This is a genomic window from Paenibacillus sp. Cedars (genome assembly GCF_003184205.1).
Taxonomy (GTDB): Bacteria; Bacillota; Bacilli; order Paenibacillales; family Paenibacillaceae; genus Paenibacillus_AQ; species Paenibacillus_AQ glucanolyticus.
Genome location: NZ_CP020866.1, coordinates 3,279,591 through 3,296,335, shown reverse-complemented (window position 1 = coordinate 3,296,335; position 16,745 = coordinate 3,279,591). Strand labels below are relative to the sequence as shown.

Here is a 16,745-nt window from a genome sequence, read left to right as displayed (position 1 = left end):
CCATAACGGAAGAAAGTCCGTAATACCGCATGCACTTGTCCGTTATACCCATAATATTGAGATGATGTTCACTTATAATAATAGTTGAAATAGGCACGAATGTGGAATATTACATCCCGGCAGAAGTCCTATAACCAAGGTGTGTGCCATAAATATGAAGTGAACGGAGGCTTGATTATGTTTAAGGTGACGGATTTGCGGTGTGAGTATCAGCATAACCCGATTGGTATTGGAGAGAGATGTCCTCGTATAAGCTGGAGGCTGGATTCGGATGAAAGAGCGGTCAGCCAAACCGCTTATGAGATTGAGGTTTCGAATCTTCCAAATTTCTCTGAGCCTTACTGGACATCGGGAAAAGTGGCTTCATCACAATCGGTTCATGTTGAATTGAAGGAACTGGATAAAAAGTCTTGTAAGCGCTATAACTATCGCGTACGCCTGTGGAATCAAGACGGGGAATTATCGGAATGGTCAGATATCGCGTATTGGGAGACCGGTAAGCTGGAAGGGGAGCAGTGGGCAGGGAAATGGATATCTGCACCCTTATCGTTGCTGCCCACCGACTCCCCGCATCTGCCGCTCCTGCGCAAAAGCTTCCGGCTGAATTCCTCCGTCAGGCAGGCACGAATATACGCAACGGCATTAGGGCTATATGAGCTGGAGCTTAACGGGCAGCGGGTGGGAGATCGTTATTTCACGCCTGGCTGGACCAGTTATGAGCATACGATTCAGACGCAAACCTATGATGTAACGGACATGTTAAGAACGGAACAGAATGCGATTGGAGCATGGCTCGGAAATGGGTGGTACAAAGGGCAATTGGGCTGGCAGGAGAAGGGTGCCATCTATGGAGATCGACTAGCCTTGCTGTTAGAACTGCATATAACATACACGGATGGGAGCGAGGAGCTGATCACAACAGATTCAAGCTGGCAGTCAGCCAAAGGTCCGATTGTAATGTCAGAGATCTATCACGGCGAAACCTATGACGCCCGCCTGGAATTCGAGGATTTCAGCACACCGGATTATATGTCTCGCGATTGGCATGGAGTGGAATCGCTGGAGCATGGTTATGACATGTTGAAGCCTCAGATTAACGAACCTGTAAGAGCAATCCAAACGGTACGGCCAGCTGAGTGGCTGGTTACGCCTAAAGGCGAGATGGTCATTGATTTTGGACAAAACCTGGTTGGATGGGTCCGTTTCAGTCTTATGGGGACAGAAGGCGCTGTGGTGACACTGGAACATGCCGAAATATTGGATAGCGAAGGGAATTTCTATACCGAGAATCTCCGAACGGCTAAACAAACCATCGGGTACACATTAAAGGGTGATGGCAAAGAAACCTATGAACCTCATTTTACATTCCAGGGCTTTCGGTATGTTCGATTATCCGGATTCACGGAGGAGCAGTTGGATCATGAAGCTTTTGAAGCCGTTGTGGTTCATTCGGATTTTGAAGAGACGGGGACCTTTGAGTGCTCCGAACCCTTGGTGAATCAATTGCAGAGCAACATCAGATGGGGGCTTAAGGGGAATTTCCTCGATGTACCCACGGATTGCCCGCAGCGTGACGAGCGTTTAGGCTGGACAGGAGATGCACAGATGTTTATTCAGACAGCATCCTATCTGTCCAATGTGGCCCCGTTTTTTACCAAATGGTTATCCGACTTGGCTGCAGAACAGCGTGACGATGGGGCGGTTCCCTTCGTTGTTCCTCATGTGCTCGGCAAGGGAGACTTCGCTTCGGCCGCTTGGGGGGATGCAGCGGTTATATGTCCCTGGACGATCTATGTGAGTTACGGTGATCAGCGAATATTGGAACGGCAATATGAGAGCATGAAGCGCTGGGTTGCCTACATTCAAGGCCAAGGGGAGAATGAATATCTGTGGAATACCGGCTTCCATTTTGGAGATTGGCTGGGACTGGATGCGAAATCGGGTGACTACGTAGGTGCCACAGAGCGGGATTTGATCGCATCGGCGTTTTATGCCTATTCGGTTGAATTGTTGCGGAGGACCGCAGTAGTATTGGGCCAAAAAGAGGATGCGGCCCTGTATTCCAAACTGAAGGAGCAGGTGGTAGCCGCGTTTCGCAGGGAATTCGTGACCCCATCCGGACGCCTTGCGGCATCGACACAGACCGCGCATGTGCTTGCACTTATGTTCGGATTGCTGGATGAAGCGGCAGAGAAACGGGCAGCAGCCCGTCTTTACACTCTGCTGGAAGAGAGCAAGTTTCACTTGACGACAGGGTTTGTGGGCACTCCTTACATTAGTCATGTGTTAAGTCAGCAGGGCATGCATGACGCAGCTTATAAGCTGCTGCTCCAGCAGGACTATCCTTCATGGCTATATCCGGTCACCAAGGGCGCCACAACGATATGGGAGCATTGGGACGGCATTAAGGAAGATGGCAGCTTCTGGAGTCGCGACATGAATTCGTTTAATCATTATGCGTACGGTGCGATCGGCGATTGGCTGTATCGAACGGTTGCCGGAATCCAGACGGTGGAGGAAGCGCCGGGTTATAAACGAATCGTGATTGCTCCCGTGCCTGGCGAGGGATTGACGTGGGCAGCAGGAACGATCGATACGATGTATGGAAGGGTCCGGTCGTATTGGAGATTGGGCAATGCTGGGGACTTCCGGCTGGAGATAACCATTCCGCCCAATACAACAGCGGAAATCCGTCTGCCTGGTATTTTTGACGGAACGAGGGTAACGGAAGGCGATGGGACGCCACTGCTTGAAGCCAAGGGCGTTCATTCCGCTTGCGATGGCAAAGCCGGCGTTGTGATTCAAGCAGGATCTGGTCATTATCATTTCTGTTATAAATTCACCGGTCATTCCAGTTAGGGATGAATAAAAGTATGAATCTAAAGCTCTGTACCGCGCTGGATTGCGGCACAGAGCTTTTTTCTGTTCAGGAATAAATCATAGGATAGAGGATTAGGAAGTATGATACCCATAATGATATTAACAAAGGATGGGATCTGGATAGGGGACTAGCGGTCAAGTTATCGTTGACGGGAAGTCTATCTTCGATATGAAGGACGATGAGCTGACGGTCTTTCGGAGAAGGAAGATCGGGTTTGTATTTTCTAGTTTACTTCCAATCAGTTCACGTTCCAGCATCTCGAGCCTACGAGGCCCTGCTTCATTTTTTTGTTCTTTCAAATACTTCTGATAAATCGCTTCAAAATCGGTCATGGTACTCCTCCTTCGGAAATAGGGCAAGCTCACAAAAGAACGCCTCGAACAAGCTCCAATAGGCAGCATTCGAGGCGTTCTTCGCATAGAATCGATACGATGATTATAGTATTTAAAAGCATGCAAATAAATTAGGCATAAGCCTATGACAACCTGTTGTTCACCCTCCAATGCACCATCAGAATATTTTTCTGCTGCTACTGTCACATTTATGGGCGAATGCACATACGATACAAAGTGATCTTAAGGAAGCGAGGGGAACTCTGTGGCAGTCATCAAAGCAAATTCGAATGATGTGGATCTTCTGGCAAGATTGCTCCGCGCAGAGGCAGAGGGTGAAGGCGAGCAAGGCATGCTCATGGTTGGGAATGTCGGAGTGAACCGGATACTGTCCAACTGCTTGGACTTTATGAACATCCGCAACATGAATGATATGGTGTTCCAGAACCCGGGAGGGTTTGAAGCAACACAAAAAGGCTATTTTTATCAAAGAGCCAGGGAGGCCGACCGGCGCCTAGCCCAAAGAGTTATCAATGGAGAGCGCACCTGGCCGGCAACCAATGCATTATGGTTTTTCCGTCCGGTAGGGGATTGCCCGCCTACCTGGTACAACCAGCAGAACACAGGCCGCTTTAAAGCACACTGCTTCTTCAGTCCAACATATGGCGATTGCCCGGCAGTTTATTGATCCACGTTGTACATCCGCATATTGCGGAAGATATACATTAAAGGAGGAAATTACTTATGTACTACAATCAAGGTGTGCCACCTGTGAACTTCATGAATGGAGTGCGTTATCCGGGAGTGCCTGGTCGCGGAACAGCAGGTTATACGGCCAACATACCACCGGAGGTTCCAAGCGGAAGCCCGATCACTCCGGGAGGCACTGTAATGCCGGCCCCTCAATTCGAGCAGTCTTACGTTGAGAATATTCTCCGTTTGAACTTGGGCAAACAGGCTACCTTTTACATGACATATGAAAACAACTCGCAATGGAATGCAAAAGTGTTCACTGGCGTAATCGAAGCTGCTGGACGCGATCATATTGTCATTAGCGAACGTTCGACTGGACGCCGTATCATCCTGCTGATGGTGAACCTGGATTATGTCGTATTTGATGAGCCGCTTCATTACCAATATCCGGGTGTTATAGGCAACCCGCCGCCAACTTCAAGATAAGCCAACGGAAATACGAATAACCCTTGTTTACACCATGTAAACGGGGGTTATTTTATTTGGGCTCACCAGGCTAATATTCAGCGAAATGCGATTTTTGTCCTAGGGAGATGCGGGGATTCATAGTAATCTTTTAACATTTTGAATGTTTATTCATAGAATATATGAATTCACCGGAAATGAGGGTTAATGGCTGAGAATCAAATTATAGCTTGTAACAACGCTTATTAATGTCATAAGACAACGTTTGACTGTGTATCGTAGTACTATATAATTACTTATATAGCTTGATTACGACGGAATAAGATAAGGAGATGAGACCATTGGGAAGTTGATGCGTTGTCCGAACACGTTGTTATGCTTGATGGCACCACACATTTTTAATAACCGAAGGAGGTGTTCCTATTCGTCATAGCATGCTGTATGGCGGGTAGGAGATCGATTGAGTGACCCCTTACCGAGTTGGATAAGCTTAACCTTGGTATTGTTTCTCGTCCTGTTAAATGGATTCTTTGTATCAGCTGAATTAGCTTTTGTTAAGGTAAAAAGCAGTCGGATTGACGCTTTGGTTGAAGAAGGACATAGACGTGCAAAATTTGCACAGAACATACTGAAGAATCTGGACGGATTTATATCCGCTTGCCAGTTTGGTATCACCATCGTGTCCATTGGACTTGGATGGATCGGCGAAAGAACCATATCCGCCATGATCACGCCTTGGTTCAACGGCATAGGATGGAGCAATACGGCAGTTCATACCGTTTCCTTGGTGATTGCATTTATCTTGATTGCACTCATGCACATCGTATTTGGTGCCATGGCACCTAAGACGGTGGCTGTTCGCAAAGCGGAACAAATCACGCTGCTGTCGGCAGGTCCGCTGAGAATATTTTATACCATCATGTTTCCATTTATCTGGTTTGCCAACGGTCTTTCTAATAACGTTCTCCGAATATTCCGGATGAAACCTGTGGTGGAGCGCAACGTTCACACCGAGGAGGAGCTTCGGGATATGATGAAAGAGAGCAGTGAGAGTGGGATGATGGATAATACGGACATGGTATTGGTGGACAACGTTTTTGAATTTGCCGATACCACAGCTCGGGAGATCATGATCCCAAGGACAGAGATGATCTGTTTATACAATAATCTTTCATTGGAAGAAAATCTGAAAATTGCAAGCGAGGGGATGCGAACCCGTTATCCGATTTGTGACGAAGACAAGGATCATATCATTGGCTTTATTCACATCAAGGATCTAATGCGCGGTTACGTCCGTGACCAGCTTTCCCTGATTCGCCCGATTATTGCTGTTCCTGAATCCATCAAGATCAGCGAGCTGCTGCGAAGAATGCAGCGGAGCAAGACGCAAATTGCCATTCTGATCGATGAATACGGCGGGACTTCAGGCCTTGTAACGCTGGAGGACATCATGGAAGAAATCGTCGGAGAAATTCAAGATGAGTTTGACGAAGAGCGTCCGGGAATTGAGAAGGTGGGGGAGGATGAATACTCCATTGATGGATTGATGCTGATTGATGAAATTAATGACCAATTTGGTCTGAATGTGGATACAGAAGACTATGATACCATCGGTGGATGGCTGTCCTCACGTCTTGAGGTGCTGCTCCCGCATAAAGGTCAGTCTATCTTGTATGAGGACTATCACTTTGTGATTGAGGAGACCGAGAATAAACGAATCTCGCGCATTCGTCTGATCAGGCAAGAGCAGCAGCTGCTTCAGGAAGAAGCGGGCGCGTGAACTGGATATTAGAAGAAGCGACGACAAAATATGTCGTTGCTTCTTTTTATTTGCAGAAAAGTTTCAAAAATTATATCAAACCGTGAAGAATTAGATACTTTTGTGCTGACATCACGTGTTAAAATATGGATGTTCCTAATAAATAGAAAGAAAGGTGATGTTATGTCAAAAGTACGCAGTTCTAAACGTATAGCTTCAACTCTTGCAGTCAGTGTTCTATTAAGCTTATCTCTGGCGGGAGGGGCTTACGCGGATTCCGCTACTGACATTGCACCAGGTGCCTTAACTACACCGCCACCAGTAGAAATGAATCTGAATTCTTCTTTTAACCTCTTAGCCAACAAGTACCTGATTAACTATTATTCTACAATTAGCAAGGTAAATAGTACCCAGGTAAGCCTTAACGGATTTACAGGAGCAGGACAAGCTGTAGATACAATTGGTATTAATTTTGTCCTACAGAGATGGACCGGGTCGGCTTGGATAGATACTGGAAGTGCTTATGAAAACGGTTCAAACAAAACTTCCCTCAGCGGTATTAAAAACTTCAGTGTTCAGACAGGTTATTATTACCGGGGCAAGACCATTCACTGGATTAATGAGAATGGTACATATGAAGAGGCGACTTATTATACGAATTCTATATTAGCAGAGCAATAATTCCGGTATATAAAACAAAGAAGCGCACTTTTCTGAAGTGCGCTTCTTTAGTTTATCTGTGCATTTTGTTTCAATGTATGCTGTTTGCTATCTTAATTAATTCATCTCTTGAGAATAATCCACTGATATTTACCAATATCTTGTCATTGTCATGCAAAAAACGGAGATTCGTTTCGGTCAGGTAGGCCACAGCTCCTGATTTCAGTGTCAGTGTCTCTGTCACTTTCCCTCCAAGGCCGATGGACCTTTCGGACGACATGTCAATGAGATCAATGTAAAATACCTTTTCATCTGTATTTTTGTAATGAAGATGCAGATCCAAGAGCGGCGCAGTCTCACTTTCCGCGATTCCTGTTGCCTCATAGAACTCAAAGCCTTTCGGGATATACCCAATTTGAGGTATCTTGAATAATACACGCTTTTGTGACTCAATGAGGGATTCATCAGAATCAGCAAATGGAATATCCTCAGTTTCGACCAATTCGGCTGGTGGTACTGGATCAGCGTTATTTGGTATAGGTGTTGCATCCGGTGGCGGGGCAGTAAGAGCTTTGCTTAGATCGACGGGCTCTTTCTTACCGAATATCTGGCCCGTTATGCCGTTGCCCCAATCCACGATTTGTTGGTAAATGGGCGACACGGCTTGTGTAACTGTTGGTTGAGAGAATATTAAAGCCCCAATTAACATGGATGCAGCAACGATACCGGAAAACTGTAATCTGCGTCGTTGTTGTTTTCGTTTGTTTAACTTCTCGACTTGTAATTTGACTTGCTGCCAAGATTGACGTTTCGATTCGTTGTCAGTGGGGAGTGAGGAACATGAAGCTGCACGATCAAAGGCTTCGTCAAAGGCCTCATCAAACCAATCATCGTATTTTTCGTTGCTCATCCAATTCACCCCACTCTCTATACAGCATTTTCTTTACGGATTCTCTCGCTCGGAACAAGCGCTGCTTGACGATCTCTTCGCGTGTATTCAGCAGCTCGGCGATTTCCCTGTACGTCAGACTGTGCTTCCACCGATATTCAATCAATAACCTGTATTCAGGCTTGAGTTTGTCGAGGTACTGCTCAATGGATTCCTCCAGCATATTCGACTCCACCTGGTGTTCCACGTTCGCGGAGGAGACCGCTACGTCCTCTTCATTAATAAAAACACTATCAACATCCACTTGGTTTGGTATTATCCCCTCAAAGTAGACACTCGAAAAAAGCCTCATGTTATCATGAGAATCGAGCGAACTTGGAGGGGGTATTTTTATGGCTAAAAAGGGACAAGTTTTTCAATCGTATACGGAGGAGTTCAAATTAAGAGCAGTTCAATGCTACCTCGAGGGATCTATGAGCTATCAAGCTGTAGCAGACAAGCTGGGAATACGAAGTTGTACACAACTTAAAACGTGGGTGAGAAAATATCGAGATGGAGAGGTATTCGATACGCGTAAAGGCTCTGGTAGTCCCATGAAAGGACGCCCTCGCACGACGTTCTCAAGTATCGAAGAAGAACGAGATTATCTAAAAGCGCAGGTAGATTATTTAAAAAAGCGGTATCCCAATCTGTTAAAGGAGACAGCCTTAGTCGACAGCAAAACTATGAAATCATCGAAGAATTGAGGGACCAACACGGCGTTACAAGGTTGTTAGCTGTTGTGGGAGTGCCTAGAGCCAGTTACTACAAGTGGCGGTCAATGCGCCTTTATCGTAGTAGCCAAAAAGAAGGCCTGGATCAAGAGATCAAAGAACACATGATGGCTACTCACTTGGCTCATCCATATTTCGGTTATCCTCGAATGGTAACGGCTTTGTGGGAAGCTGGTTACCGTGTGAATCACAAAAAGGTATGGCGTTTGATGAAAGAGCTGTCGATTCAGTCTGTGATTCGAAAGAAACGAAAATTATCTAGTTATACACCATCCGTGGTGTACCCTAACCGACTCAAACGGCAATTTCATGCTACTGCCCCGGGACAAAAAATGGTGACGGATATTACCTATATCTCTGACGGAACACACTTTTATTATTTGTCCGTGATTCAAGATTTGTTTAATAATGAGATTGTAGCTTGGCAGATTTCTAGACGTAACGATTTGGAACTTGTACTCGATACCGTCGAGCAGTGGATAAGAAAAAAAGACGTCTCAGAAGCCGTGCTCCATTCGGATCAGGGCTTCCAATACACGTCTCAGGCGTACAACACACGGTTAGAAGAATTCAGCATTAAAGGCAGCCACTCTCGCAAAGCAACCTGCCTAGATAATGCATGCATCGAATCCTTTTTTTCGCATCTCAAAACAGAAAAGTTGTACCTCCTTCAGTGTAAATCAGAAGAAGAGTTACATCAAGCCGTTGAAGATTATATCTACTTTTACAACTACCAGCGTTTTCAGGCAAAACTTAAACAGCGCGCGCCGATTGAGTACCGACACGCGCTGGCTGCTTAGTCTTTTTCACCTGTCTACTTGACAGGGGTATGACCAGGTTACGGTATTTTTTATTTTTTCTTAAATAATTCATGGTTGAGTTTTTAGCGACGACGCGCAGCCATCCCCGCATCTTGCTTTCCATTTCGAAGTTAGGCTTGCTTGTAATCACTTTTATAAAGGACTCCTGAATGATATCCTCAACAGCAGCATGATCCCGTACGACATACAATATTTGTCCATATACAAGATCATAAAATTCATAGTAAATTTCTTCCTGAATAGGTTCGCTCAAATCAGCGAAATCTGCTGCAAGGAGGAGCTGTAATCGGTTGGACACGCGATATTCCCCTCTCTGGTGTAACCATCCTATTTCTCTCATCATTTTACAACATATCAGATAAAAAAGCCCTACAATTTCAAATAACAGCAGACTCTGGTGATTGATGTTGGAGAAGTATGTAACAACGTATTCCTCAGGAATTCGACTCTTAAACAAATCGTCATTCTCGAGTAGGTTTGGGATATCTCAAGAGTGCGCCCATCTCTTCATGATATGTTCGGTAATCTAAGGATATTAATCGAAATAGGATGCATCATTGCATGGAGGAGAAGCGTGTCGGCAGATAAAAAAGACTGGAAAAACAGGACGCCCTCTGTTGGAGGACGTCCTGTAAGATCGAGTGAGGTATTTGAATGATGGCTAGTGCGGCTTACGCCCAGTTGCCATCGATGAATACAGGCTCTTCGGTGCCATCATGCGTGATTCCTGTGATGTTCAGCTCCTTGGAGCCCATCATGAAATCCACATGGGTAATGCTGGTGTTCAGTCCGCTGGCTTGCAGCTGATCAGACGTCATGGTTTTGCCGCCCTCGAGGTTGAAGGCGTATGCACTGCCGATAGCCAGGTGGCAGGAGGCATTCTCATCAAACAGCGTATTGTAATACAGGATGCCGCTTTCCGAAATCGGGGAACGGTAGGGAACAAGGGCCACTTCGCCAAGATAATGGGAGCCCTCATCCATGGAGACGAGACGCGATAACGTATCTTCACCTTGCTCGGCAGAAAAATCGACAATGCGACCGTCCTCGAACGTAATCGAGAAATTGTCTATAATATTTCCTCCATAACTCAAAGGCTTTGTGCTGCGAACCGTGCCATTCACGCCGGTTTTAAGAGGAGCCGTGAACACTTCCTCCGTTGGAATGTTGGCAACGAAGCGTTCGCCTTGCTCATTATGGCTGCCCGCTTGGGTCCAAATATGGCCTTCTGGCAGTTCAATCGTGAGGTCCGTTCCAGGTGAGGTAAAGCGAAGCTTATGATATTTCTTGGCATTAAGCTCGTCGGATTTCTGCTGGAGCGTATCAATATGCGCCTCCCACGCGCTGATGGGGTCATCCAGATCTGCGCGTACCGCATGAAAGATCGCATCCCACATTTTGTCCACCTGCAGCTCCTTCGGAACATCAGGGAACACCTTGGCCGCCCAATCCGGAGAAGCAAAGGCAACGCCTGTCCAGCTCATTTTATCGGCTTGCTGATATTGACGGTACTTCGACATCGCAGCGCCATATGTACGTTGATGGTTGGAGATACGCTCAGGATCAATTCCGCTGAGCAGATCAGGGTTCGAGGAGAGGACCGTCAAGAATGCGGCTCCTTGCTCAGCGAGCTCCGTTACTTCCTCCGCGTAGTATTTCGGCGGTTCCAGAAATGCTTCATCCGGAGCCAACTCGTAACGTATTCGGCTGACGATCTCATCGCTATAGTTGACTTTCACTTGTTTGGCACCGATTTCATAGGCCTTCTTCACGATGAGGCGCACAAGCGGCGCAGCATCGATCATGGCGTTAACGACAAGAGTTTGCCCCGGCTGCACATTGGCACCGACTTTGACAGCGAGCTCGGCGTAACGCTCCAATTTTTGCTCAAAGCTTGACATACAAGGACCTCCATTCCTTTTATACTATCTTTAAGTAGCTTCATGCGCTTTCTTGATTATCGCACAATTTTTCCGTTTGTAAATCAACCTCAGGTCAATTAAAGGCAGGAAAAGTTTAAGAAAAGCAGCTACTTCGCATGAAATAGCTGCTTTGATCACGATATTCTTAAAATGCCCAGTTTCCTTTAAGGAATACCGGTTCTTCCTTACCCTCTGCCGTAACTCCGTAAATATCCATTTCGCCGGAGCCGATCATGAAGTCCACATGCGTCACGCTGGTATTGAGACCGCTTTGAATCAATTGCTCCTGATTCATCTCTTTACCACCCTCTATGCAGAAGGCATAGGCACTGCCAAGCGCAAGGTGGTTGGAAGCATTCTCGTCAAACAACGTATTGTAATACAGAATGTTGGATTCGGAGATCGGAGATTGATGCGGCACAAGCGCCACCTCACCAAGATAGCGGGCACCATCATCCATGTTCAGGAGACGCTCAAGGGTCTCGTACCCTTGCTCTGCTGTGAAGCTGACTACTTTACCGGCTTCAAACGTAAGAGAGAAGTTGTCCACGATATTGCCAGCGTAACTCAAAGGCTTCGTGCTGTGGACGGTACCGTTAACCCCCGTTTTGAGCGGTGCAGTAAATACTTCTTCTGTTGGCATATTAGCCACAAACGAATGGCCGCGTTCGTTGATGCTGTCACCCTGCGCCCAGATATGGCCTTCAGGCAGTTCAATGGTAAGGTCCGTTCCTGGCGCAATGTAGTGGAGCTTCTTGTATTTCTTGGCGTTCAGCACGGAAGATTTCGCTTCAAGCACCTCAAGATGCTGGTTCCAAGCCTCAACCGGATTATCCTGATCCACGCGCACCGTGTGGAAAATCGCATCCCACAGCTTGCTGACCTGCTCCGATTCCGGTGCATCCGGAAATACCTTGGCAGCCCATGGCGCTGAAGGTACTGCAATCAGGCACCAGCTGAACTTGTCAGACTGCTGATAGGCGCGATATTGCTTCAGCGCTTCTCCGCGGGCCTTGTAGAAGTTTCCGATGCGTTCGGAATCAATGCCGCTGAGCAGATCCGGATTCTCCGCAAGGACGTGGAGGATAGCTGCACCGTTCTCCACCAATTCAGTCATTTCCCCGGCATACCACTTTGGTGCTTCCGTAAACACATCATCCGCTGCTTTTTCGAATTGAAGTCTGGTGACAGTTTCATCAGTCCATAGAATTTTCACCAGGCGGGCACCTGCTTCATAGGCCTTCTTGGCGATCAAGCGAGTGAACTCGGCAGTGTCAACAGGGGCATGAACCACCAAGGTTTGTCCTTCCTGTATGTTAACTCCAACCTTTACAGCCAACTCGGCATATTTGTCCAAGGATGTATTGAAATCGGACATTTGGAACCCTCCAATGAAATTTATTCTTTTCCACCATATTATACTAGATCAAGTTGCATAAGAAAAACAATAATCAGCGGCAATTAAAAGTGATATACTGAGTGTTGTGAGTTGTTCACAACGAAACGAAGGAGAGTGGAAACGTGTCACAAGTCCGAATCGAGCGTGCGGATATGAAACGGGATGAGAGCAATCAATTCGTGGGGTATACCGTATTTTCTATAGATGGACATGCAGCATCGTACGAGATCACATTCCTGAGCAAGAACGGCCGGGACTGGGATTACAGCCTGAATTTCGCAGGCGAGCCGGGAATCGAGGAGCAGTTTATGCAGCTTGATGAGCGGATCGAAACCGATGACGAGTTGTTTGATGATTTGCTGGATGCTGCGATTGATGCCAGCGAGTTCGGAGAATAAGAGCCGATTCAATCGGATACTACTCAACATGAGATGAAAATGAAACAAACCGTGCACTCCCGGCAGATGAGGGAGCGTACGGTTTGTTTATATGTGCCGGCAATAAGAGGGAATGCACACGGTTTAGCCGATCGTAATCCGTCCCTCCGGGTGACGGTACAGTTCTTTGTTGCTTTTGCGGCTAAGCGCGTAAGCCAGCGTAAGCGGACCGAGACGGCCCAGGAACATCAGCAAGGCGATAGTGATCTTGCCAATCGGCGACAATTCGGTTGTGAGACCCATGGATAAGCCGGCTGTTCCGAAGGCGGAGACGGCTTCGAACAGAATTCTTAAGAATTCACCCGATTCCGTCACGGACAGGAACATGGAAGCCCCCACTAACAGCAGCAGTGACAGTATCGTCAGCGTAATGGAGCGGTAGACCAGGGATTGCGAGATTCTGTTGCGGTAGAGAACAACATCGCGTTTTCCCTGGATCATGGTAACCACTGCACCAATCAGGACCGCGAAGGTCGTCACCTTGATCCCGCCTCCTGTGGATCCAGGCGCAGCCCCGATGAACATCAGGAGGATCATAAAGAACTGTGACGACTGCTCCAGACTCGCGATGTCCAGGGTGCTGACGCCGCCGGAACGCGGGGTAATCGATTGGAAGATGGAGGCCATAATCTTGACCGGGTACGAGAGCGGGCCTAATGTCTTGGGATTGCTGTGCTCCAATAGAAAGATCATGACAGCTCCAATGACGATCAGCAGAGAGGTCACCGTCAGAACAACCTTGGAGTGAAGCGATATTTTTTTGGTTTTCGGGTACTCGATAAGATCAAAGATAACAATGAAGCCGATTCCCCCAAGGAAAATCAAGACAGCAATGATAATATTGACATAAGGATCCTCTACATAAGTGGAAAACCCGGAGAATGGCCCATGGATTTGGCCAAACAGATCAAAGCCAGCATTGTTGAATATGGATATGCTTTGGAATGTGCCAAAGTAAGCTGCATCCGAGAGCGGCATGATGGCAGAGAACCTGAATGTCAGCAGCAGAGCGCCTATGCCCTCTATAATCAGCGTATATACGAGGACTCTTCGAATGAGGTCCACAATGCCTTGAATTTGGTATTGTCCCATCGCTTCCTGAAGAATGATGCGTTCCCGCAGCGAGATTCTGCGATTGAACATCAATGCAATCCAGGTGGCAGAGGTCATAAAGCCTAATCCGCCCAGCTGAACCAGCATGAGCATGACAATTTGTCCAAAAACGGACCAATGGGTTCCCGTATCCACAACGGTTAATCCGGTCACGCTGATGGCGGAAACCGCTGTGAAGAGCGCATCAATCAGTGGTGTGGAGGTCCCGTCAGCTGTGGCGATGGGAAGCTTTAGCAGGATCGTCCCCACCAGCGTGATCGATGCAAAGCCGATCGCCAGAAACTTGGGCGGGGTCATTTGATTGCGCAGGTCTTTCTTTTTCATGCTAATTTTCCTTTTCCGAAAGTTTTAATTTTAAAATCATTTCTCTAATATAACACGAAAGGTGAATCATTTAACCATCATGAATTCAGAGAAACCGCCTATTCCCGTATTTATTCCTTTATTTATCGGCATTATTGCGATATCTTTCTCATCCATTTTTGTGAAATGGTCCAGCAGTCCGGTCTCTGTTCAAGCCATGTACAGACTCGTTATTACCGTTCTGATCATGCTGCCGTTTGCAGGAAAATATCTGCCCGCTGCGAGGTCATTGAAGCGCTCTGAAGTGCTGCTGCTGATCCTGTCAGGAGCCATGCTGGCATTGCACTTTTTGTTATGGATGGGCTCTTTAACATGGACAAGCGTTGCAAGCTCTACCATCATCCTGGCTCTGCAGCCCGTATTCGTGATGATTGGTGCCTACTTCTGGTTTAAGGAAAAAACATCACTCGCCGCAATCGGCGGCATGGCAATCGCGTTCCTTGGGGTGTTCCTGCTCATTGGCAGCAGCGGACTCAGCGGGAGTGCGGGGCATTTGACCGGTGATGTGATGTCTTTGCTGGGAACGGCAGCTGTTGCTGCACATATGCTGCTTGGGCAATTACTGCTCAGACGGCTTCCGTCCTTTCTGTACAGCTGGCTTGTTTTTGTGGTAGCTGCTGTAATTCTGGCTGTCTATAACGTGGGCATGCATATTCCGCTGGCAGGGTATTCGGCGCGTGAGTGGGGAATATTTGCTCTATTGGCAGTCGTGCCGACCGTATTCGGTCATCTGTTGTTTAATTGGCTTATGAAATATGCCTCGGCCTCAACCGTATCGATGAGCGTTCTGGGTGAGCCTGTGGGGGCGAGTTTGCTCGCTTTCCTTCTGTTGAATGAATCGATGAGCACCCTGCAGGCAGGAGGGGGTGCCCTTGTACTGTTAGGGCTGGTGTTGTTCCTGAAGGTCGGAAAACCGAAAAAGGGGGCTGTGGAGGTACAACCCGAAGGGCTCGGATAGAGCTAGATTAATTTTTTCTATGGCCGAGTAGTTAGCCCGCAATTAGCGCACACTGAAGGTATCAATCACCCCAAATCCTGTAAGAAATGGATTTTGGATTGTAAAGGAGCATATGTGCGTGAAAGCAGTCACCTATCAAGGCAGACATCGTATCAAAGTGAAAGAGATGAAGGATCCGGCCCTGCACCGCAGCGACGATATACTGATCCGAGTCACAACGACAGCTATCTGCGGTTCTGATCTGCATTTATATAACGGTGAGATGAAGCAGCTTCATGATGATTACATTATCGGCCATGAGCCCATGGGAGTTGTGGTGGAAGCTGGCCCTGAGGTAAACAGAGTCAAGGTTGGGGACCGTGTCATTATTCCCTTTATCATCTCTTGCGGCAAATGCTTGTTCTGCCAGAATCAGATGGAGAGCCAGTGCGACTATGCTAATGATGCCAAGGATACCGGAGGTTTTTTTGGATATAGTGATGCATACGGCGGTTTCCAGGGAGCCCAAGCGGAGCTGATGCGTGTTCCATACGGAAATTTTATGCCCTTTATTATTCCGGAGGATGCCGATATGGAGGATGAAAAATTGCTCATGCTCTCCGATGCGCTGCCAACAGCCATCTGGAGTGTAGAGAACGGGGGAGTCAAGCCTGGCGACACGGTGGTTGTTCTAGGCTGCGGTCCGATCGGGCTGTTAACGCAGAAGTTTGCCTGGTTAAAGGGAGCGAAACGGGTCATTGCAATTGATCATGTAGATTACAGGCTGGCGCATGCAAAACGAACTAACCAGGTGGAAACCTATAATTTCGAAAAAATACCCGAAATTGAAGAATATATTAGAGAAATCACACATGGTGGAGCCGATGTTGTCATTGATTGTGTGGGGCTGGATGCCAAAAGAACCCCTATCGAAATGCTGGGCAGCATGCTTAGGCTGCAGGGCGGCTCTCTGGGAGCTTTCAACATGGCCGTCAGGATGGTTCGCAAGTTCGGGACGATCCAGCTGACCGGCGTATATGGGCTTGTCTATAATGCATTTCCGCTCGGCGAGCTGTTCGAAAGGAATATTACGTTAAAAATGGGACTGGCGCCCGTCATTCATTATATGCCCAAGCTGTATCAAATGCTGAAGGAGGGGACGGTCGATCCTTCGGATATCATCACGCACCGGTTACCGATGGAGAAGGCTGCCCATGGCTATGACATCTTCAATGAGCGGAAGGATGGCTGTATTAAAATCATTTTGAAGCCCTGACCGCTTGAAAATTCAATCATCACAT

At 47.3% G+C, this 16,745-nt stretch carries 15 protein-coding genes and 2 pseudogenes; 11 read left to right on the top strand and 6 right to left on the bottom strand.

Annotated features, from left to right (window positions below):
• Positions 1 to 177: 177 nt before the first annotated feature.
• From B9D94_RS16705 to B9D94_RS16680, 6 genes and pseudogenes are all read left to right on the top strand, one after another.
• Entirely contained in the window at positions 178 to 2,859 is a 2,682-nt protein-coding gene (locus B9D94_RS16705) for a glycoside hydrolase family 78 protein (RefSeq protein ID WP_148247545.1), read from the top strand.
• A gap of 148 nt (positions 2,860 to 3,007) precedes the next feature.
• Positions 3,008 to 3,109: pseudogene (locus B9D94_RS31535) on the top strand (ABC transporter ATP-binding protein); the annotation flags it as partial.
• 369 nt (positions 3,110 to 3,478) lie between these two features.
• Complete coding sequence (locus B9D94_RS16695; RefSeq protein ID WP_006209773.1) at positions 3,479 to 3,901, top strand: cell wall hydrolase; 423 nt, start codon at positions 3,479 to 3,481, stop codon at positions 3,899 to 3,901.
• A 56-nt stretch (positions 3,902 to 3,957) separates the two neighbouring features.
• Positions 3,958 to 4,392: a spore coat protein GerQ gene (gene gerQ / locus B9D94_RS16690; protein ID WP_006209774.1), complete on the top strand. Its 435-nt coding sequence runs from the start codon at positions 3,958 to 3,960 to the stop codon at positions 4,390 to 4,392.
• 439 nt (positions 4,393 to 4,831) lie between these two features.
• Positions 4,832 to 6,151: a hemolysin family protein gene (locus B9D94_RS16685; RefSeq protein ID WP_148247544.1), complete on the top strand. Its 1,320-nt coding sequence runs from the start codon at positions 4,832 to 4,834 to the stop codon at positions 6,149 to 6,151.
• 30 nt (positions 6,152 to 6,181) lie between these two features.
• Positions 6,182 to 6,811, top strand: coding sequence for a hypothetical protein (locus B9D94_RS16680; protein ID WP_253805992.1), 630 nt, complete (start codon positions 6,182 to 6,184; stop codon positions 6,809 to 6,811).
• A 70-nt stretch (positions 6,812 to 6,881) separates the two neighbouring features.
• Here B9D94_RS16680 and B9D94_RS16675 read toward each other — a convergent pair whose 3' ends face one another.
• Together B9D94_RS16675 and B9D94_RS16670 are read right to left on the bottom strand one after the other, a co-directional pair.
• Positions 6,882 to 7,700: a DUF4367 domain-containing protein gene (locus tag B9D94_RS16675; protein WP_148247543.1), complete on the bottom strand. Its 819-nt coding sequence runs from the start codon at positions 7,698 to 7,700 to the stop codon at positions 6,882 to 6,884.
• A complete protein-coding gene (locus tag B9D94_RS16670; protein ID WP_253805991.1) occupies positions 7,678 to 7,983 on the bottom strand; it encodes an RNA polymerase sigma factor in 306 nt (101 codons plus the stop codon). The genes B9D94_RS16675 and B9D94_RS16670 overlap by 23 nt, the downstream gene beginning before the upstream one ends.
• 88 nt (positions 7,984 to 8,071) lie before the next feature.
• Here B9D94_RS16670 and B9D94_RS31925 point away from each other — a divergent pair, with 88 nt between their 5' ends.
• Together B9D94_RS31925 and B9D94_RS16665 are read left to right on the top strand one after the other, a co-directional pair.
• Entirely contained in the window at positions 8,072 to 8,425 is a 354-nt protein-coding gene (locus B9D94_RS31925; RefSeq protein ID WP_367613778.1) for a transposase, read from the top strand.
• A pseudogene (locus B9D94_RS16665) lies at positions 8,365 to 9,252 on the top strand (IS3 family transposase); the annotation flags it as partial. The gene B9D94_RS31925 and the pseudogene B9D94_RS16665, both read left to right, overlap by 61 nt.
• Here B9D94_RS16665 and B9D94_RS16660 read toward each other — a convergent pair.
• The 3 genes from B9D94_RS16660 to B9D94_RS16650 form a co-directional block, all read right to left on the bottom strand.
• On the bottom strand, positions 9,206 to 9,571 hold the full coding sequence (locus B9D94_RS16660; protein ID WP_253805990.1) for an RNA polymerase sigma factor: 366 nt from the start codon (positions 9,569 to 9,571) through the stop codon (positions 9,206 to 9,208). The pseudogene B9D94_RS16665 and the gene B9D94_RS16660 sit on opposite strands and share 47 nt — an antisense overlap.
• 373 nt (positions 9,572 to 9,944) lie before the next feature.
• A complete protein-coding gene (locus B9D94_RS16655; RefSeq protein ID WP_148247542.1) occupies positions 9,945 to 11,174 on the bottom strand; it encodes an aminopeptidase in 1,230 nt (409 codons plus the stop codon).
• Between the two features lie 166 nt (positions 11,175 to 11,340).
• On the bottom strand, positions 11,341 to 12,573 hold the full coding sequence (locus B9D94_RS16650) for an aminopeptidase (protein WP_006209781.1): 1,233 nt from the start codon (positions 12,571 to 12,573) through the stop codon (positions 11,341 to 11,343).
• Positions 12,574 to 12,716: 143 nt separating this feature from the next.
• On the opposite strand from B9D94_RS16650, the gene B9D94_RS16645 reads away from it, so the two are divergent.
• Positions 12,717 to 12,992 carry a hypothetical protein gene (locus tag B9D94_RS16645; RefSeq protein ID WP_006209782.1) on the top strand — a complete coding sequence of 92 codons (276 nt, stop codon included), beginning with the start codon at positions 12,717 to 12,719 and terminating at the stop codon, positions 12,990 to 12,992.
• A 123-nt stretch (positions 12,993 to 13,115) separates the two neighbouring features.
• Here the strand turns inward: B9D94_RS16645 and B9D94_RS16640 are convergent, their stop codons facing one another.
• Positions 13,116 to 14,468, bottom strand: a complete 1,353-nt coding sequence (locus tag B9D94_RS16640; RefSeq protein WP_006209783.1) for a TrkH family potassium uptake protein — start codon at positions 14,466 to 14,468, stop codon at positions 13,116 to 13,118.
• 79 nt (positions 14,469 to 14,547) lie between these two features.
• Here B9D94_RS16640 and B9D94_RS16635 point away from each other — a divergent pair, with 79 nt between their 5' ends.
• Positions 14,548 to 15,465: a DMT family transporter gene (locus tag B9D94_RS16635; RefSeq protein ID WP_148247541.1), complete on the top strand. Its 918-nt coding sequence runs from the start codon at positions 14,548 to 14,550 to the stop codon at positions 15,463 to 15,465.
• Between the two features lie 118 nt (positions 15,466 to 15,583).
• On the top strand, positions 15,584 to 16,720 hold the full coding sequence (locus B9D94_RS16630) for a zinc-dependent alcohol dehydrogenase (RefSeq protein ID WP_006209784.1): 1,137 nt from the start codon (positions 15,584 to 15,586) through the stop codon (positions 16,718 to 16,720).
• Positions 16,721 to 16,745 lie beyond the last annotated feature (25 nt).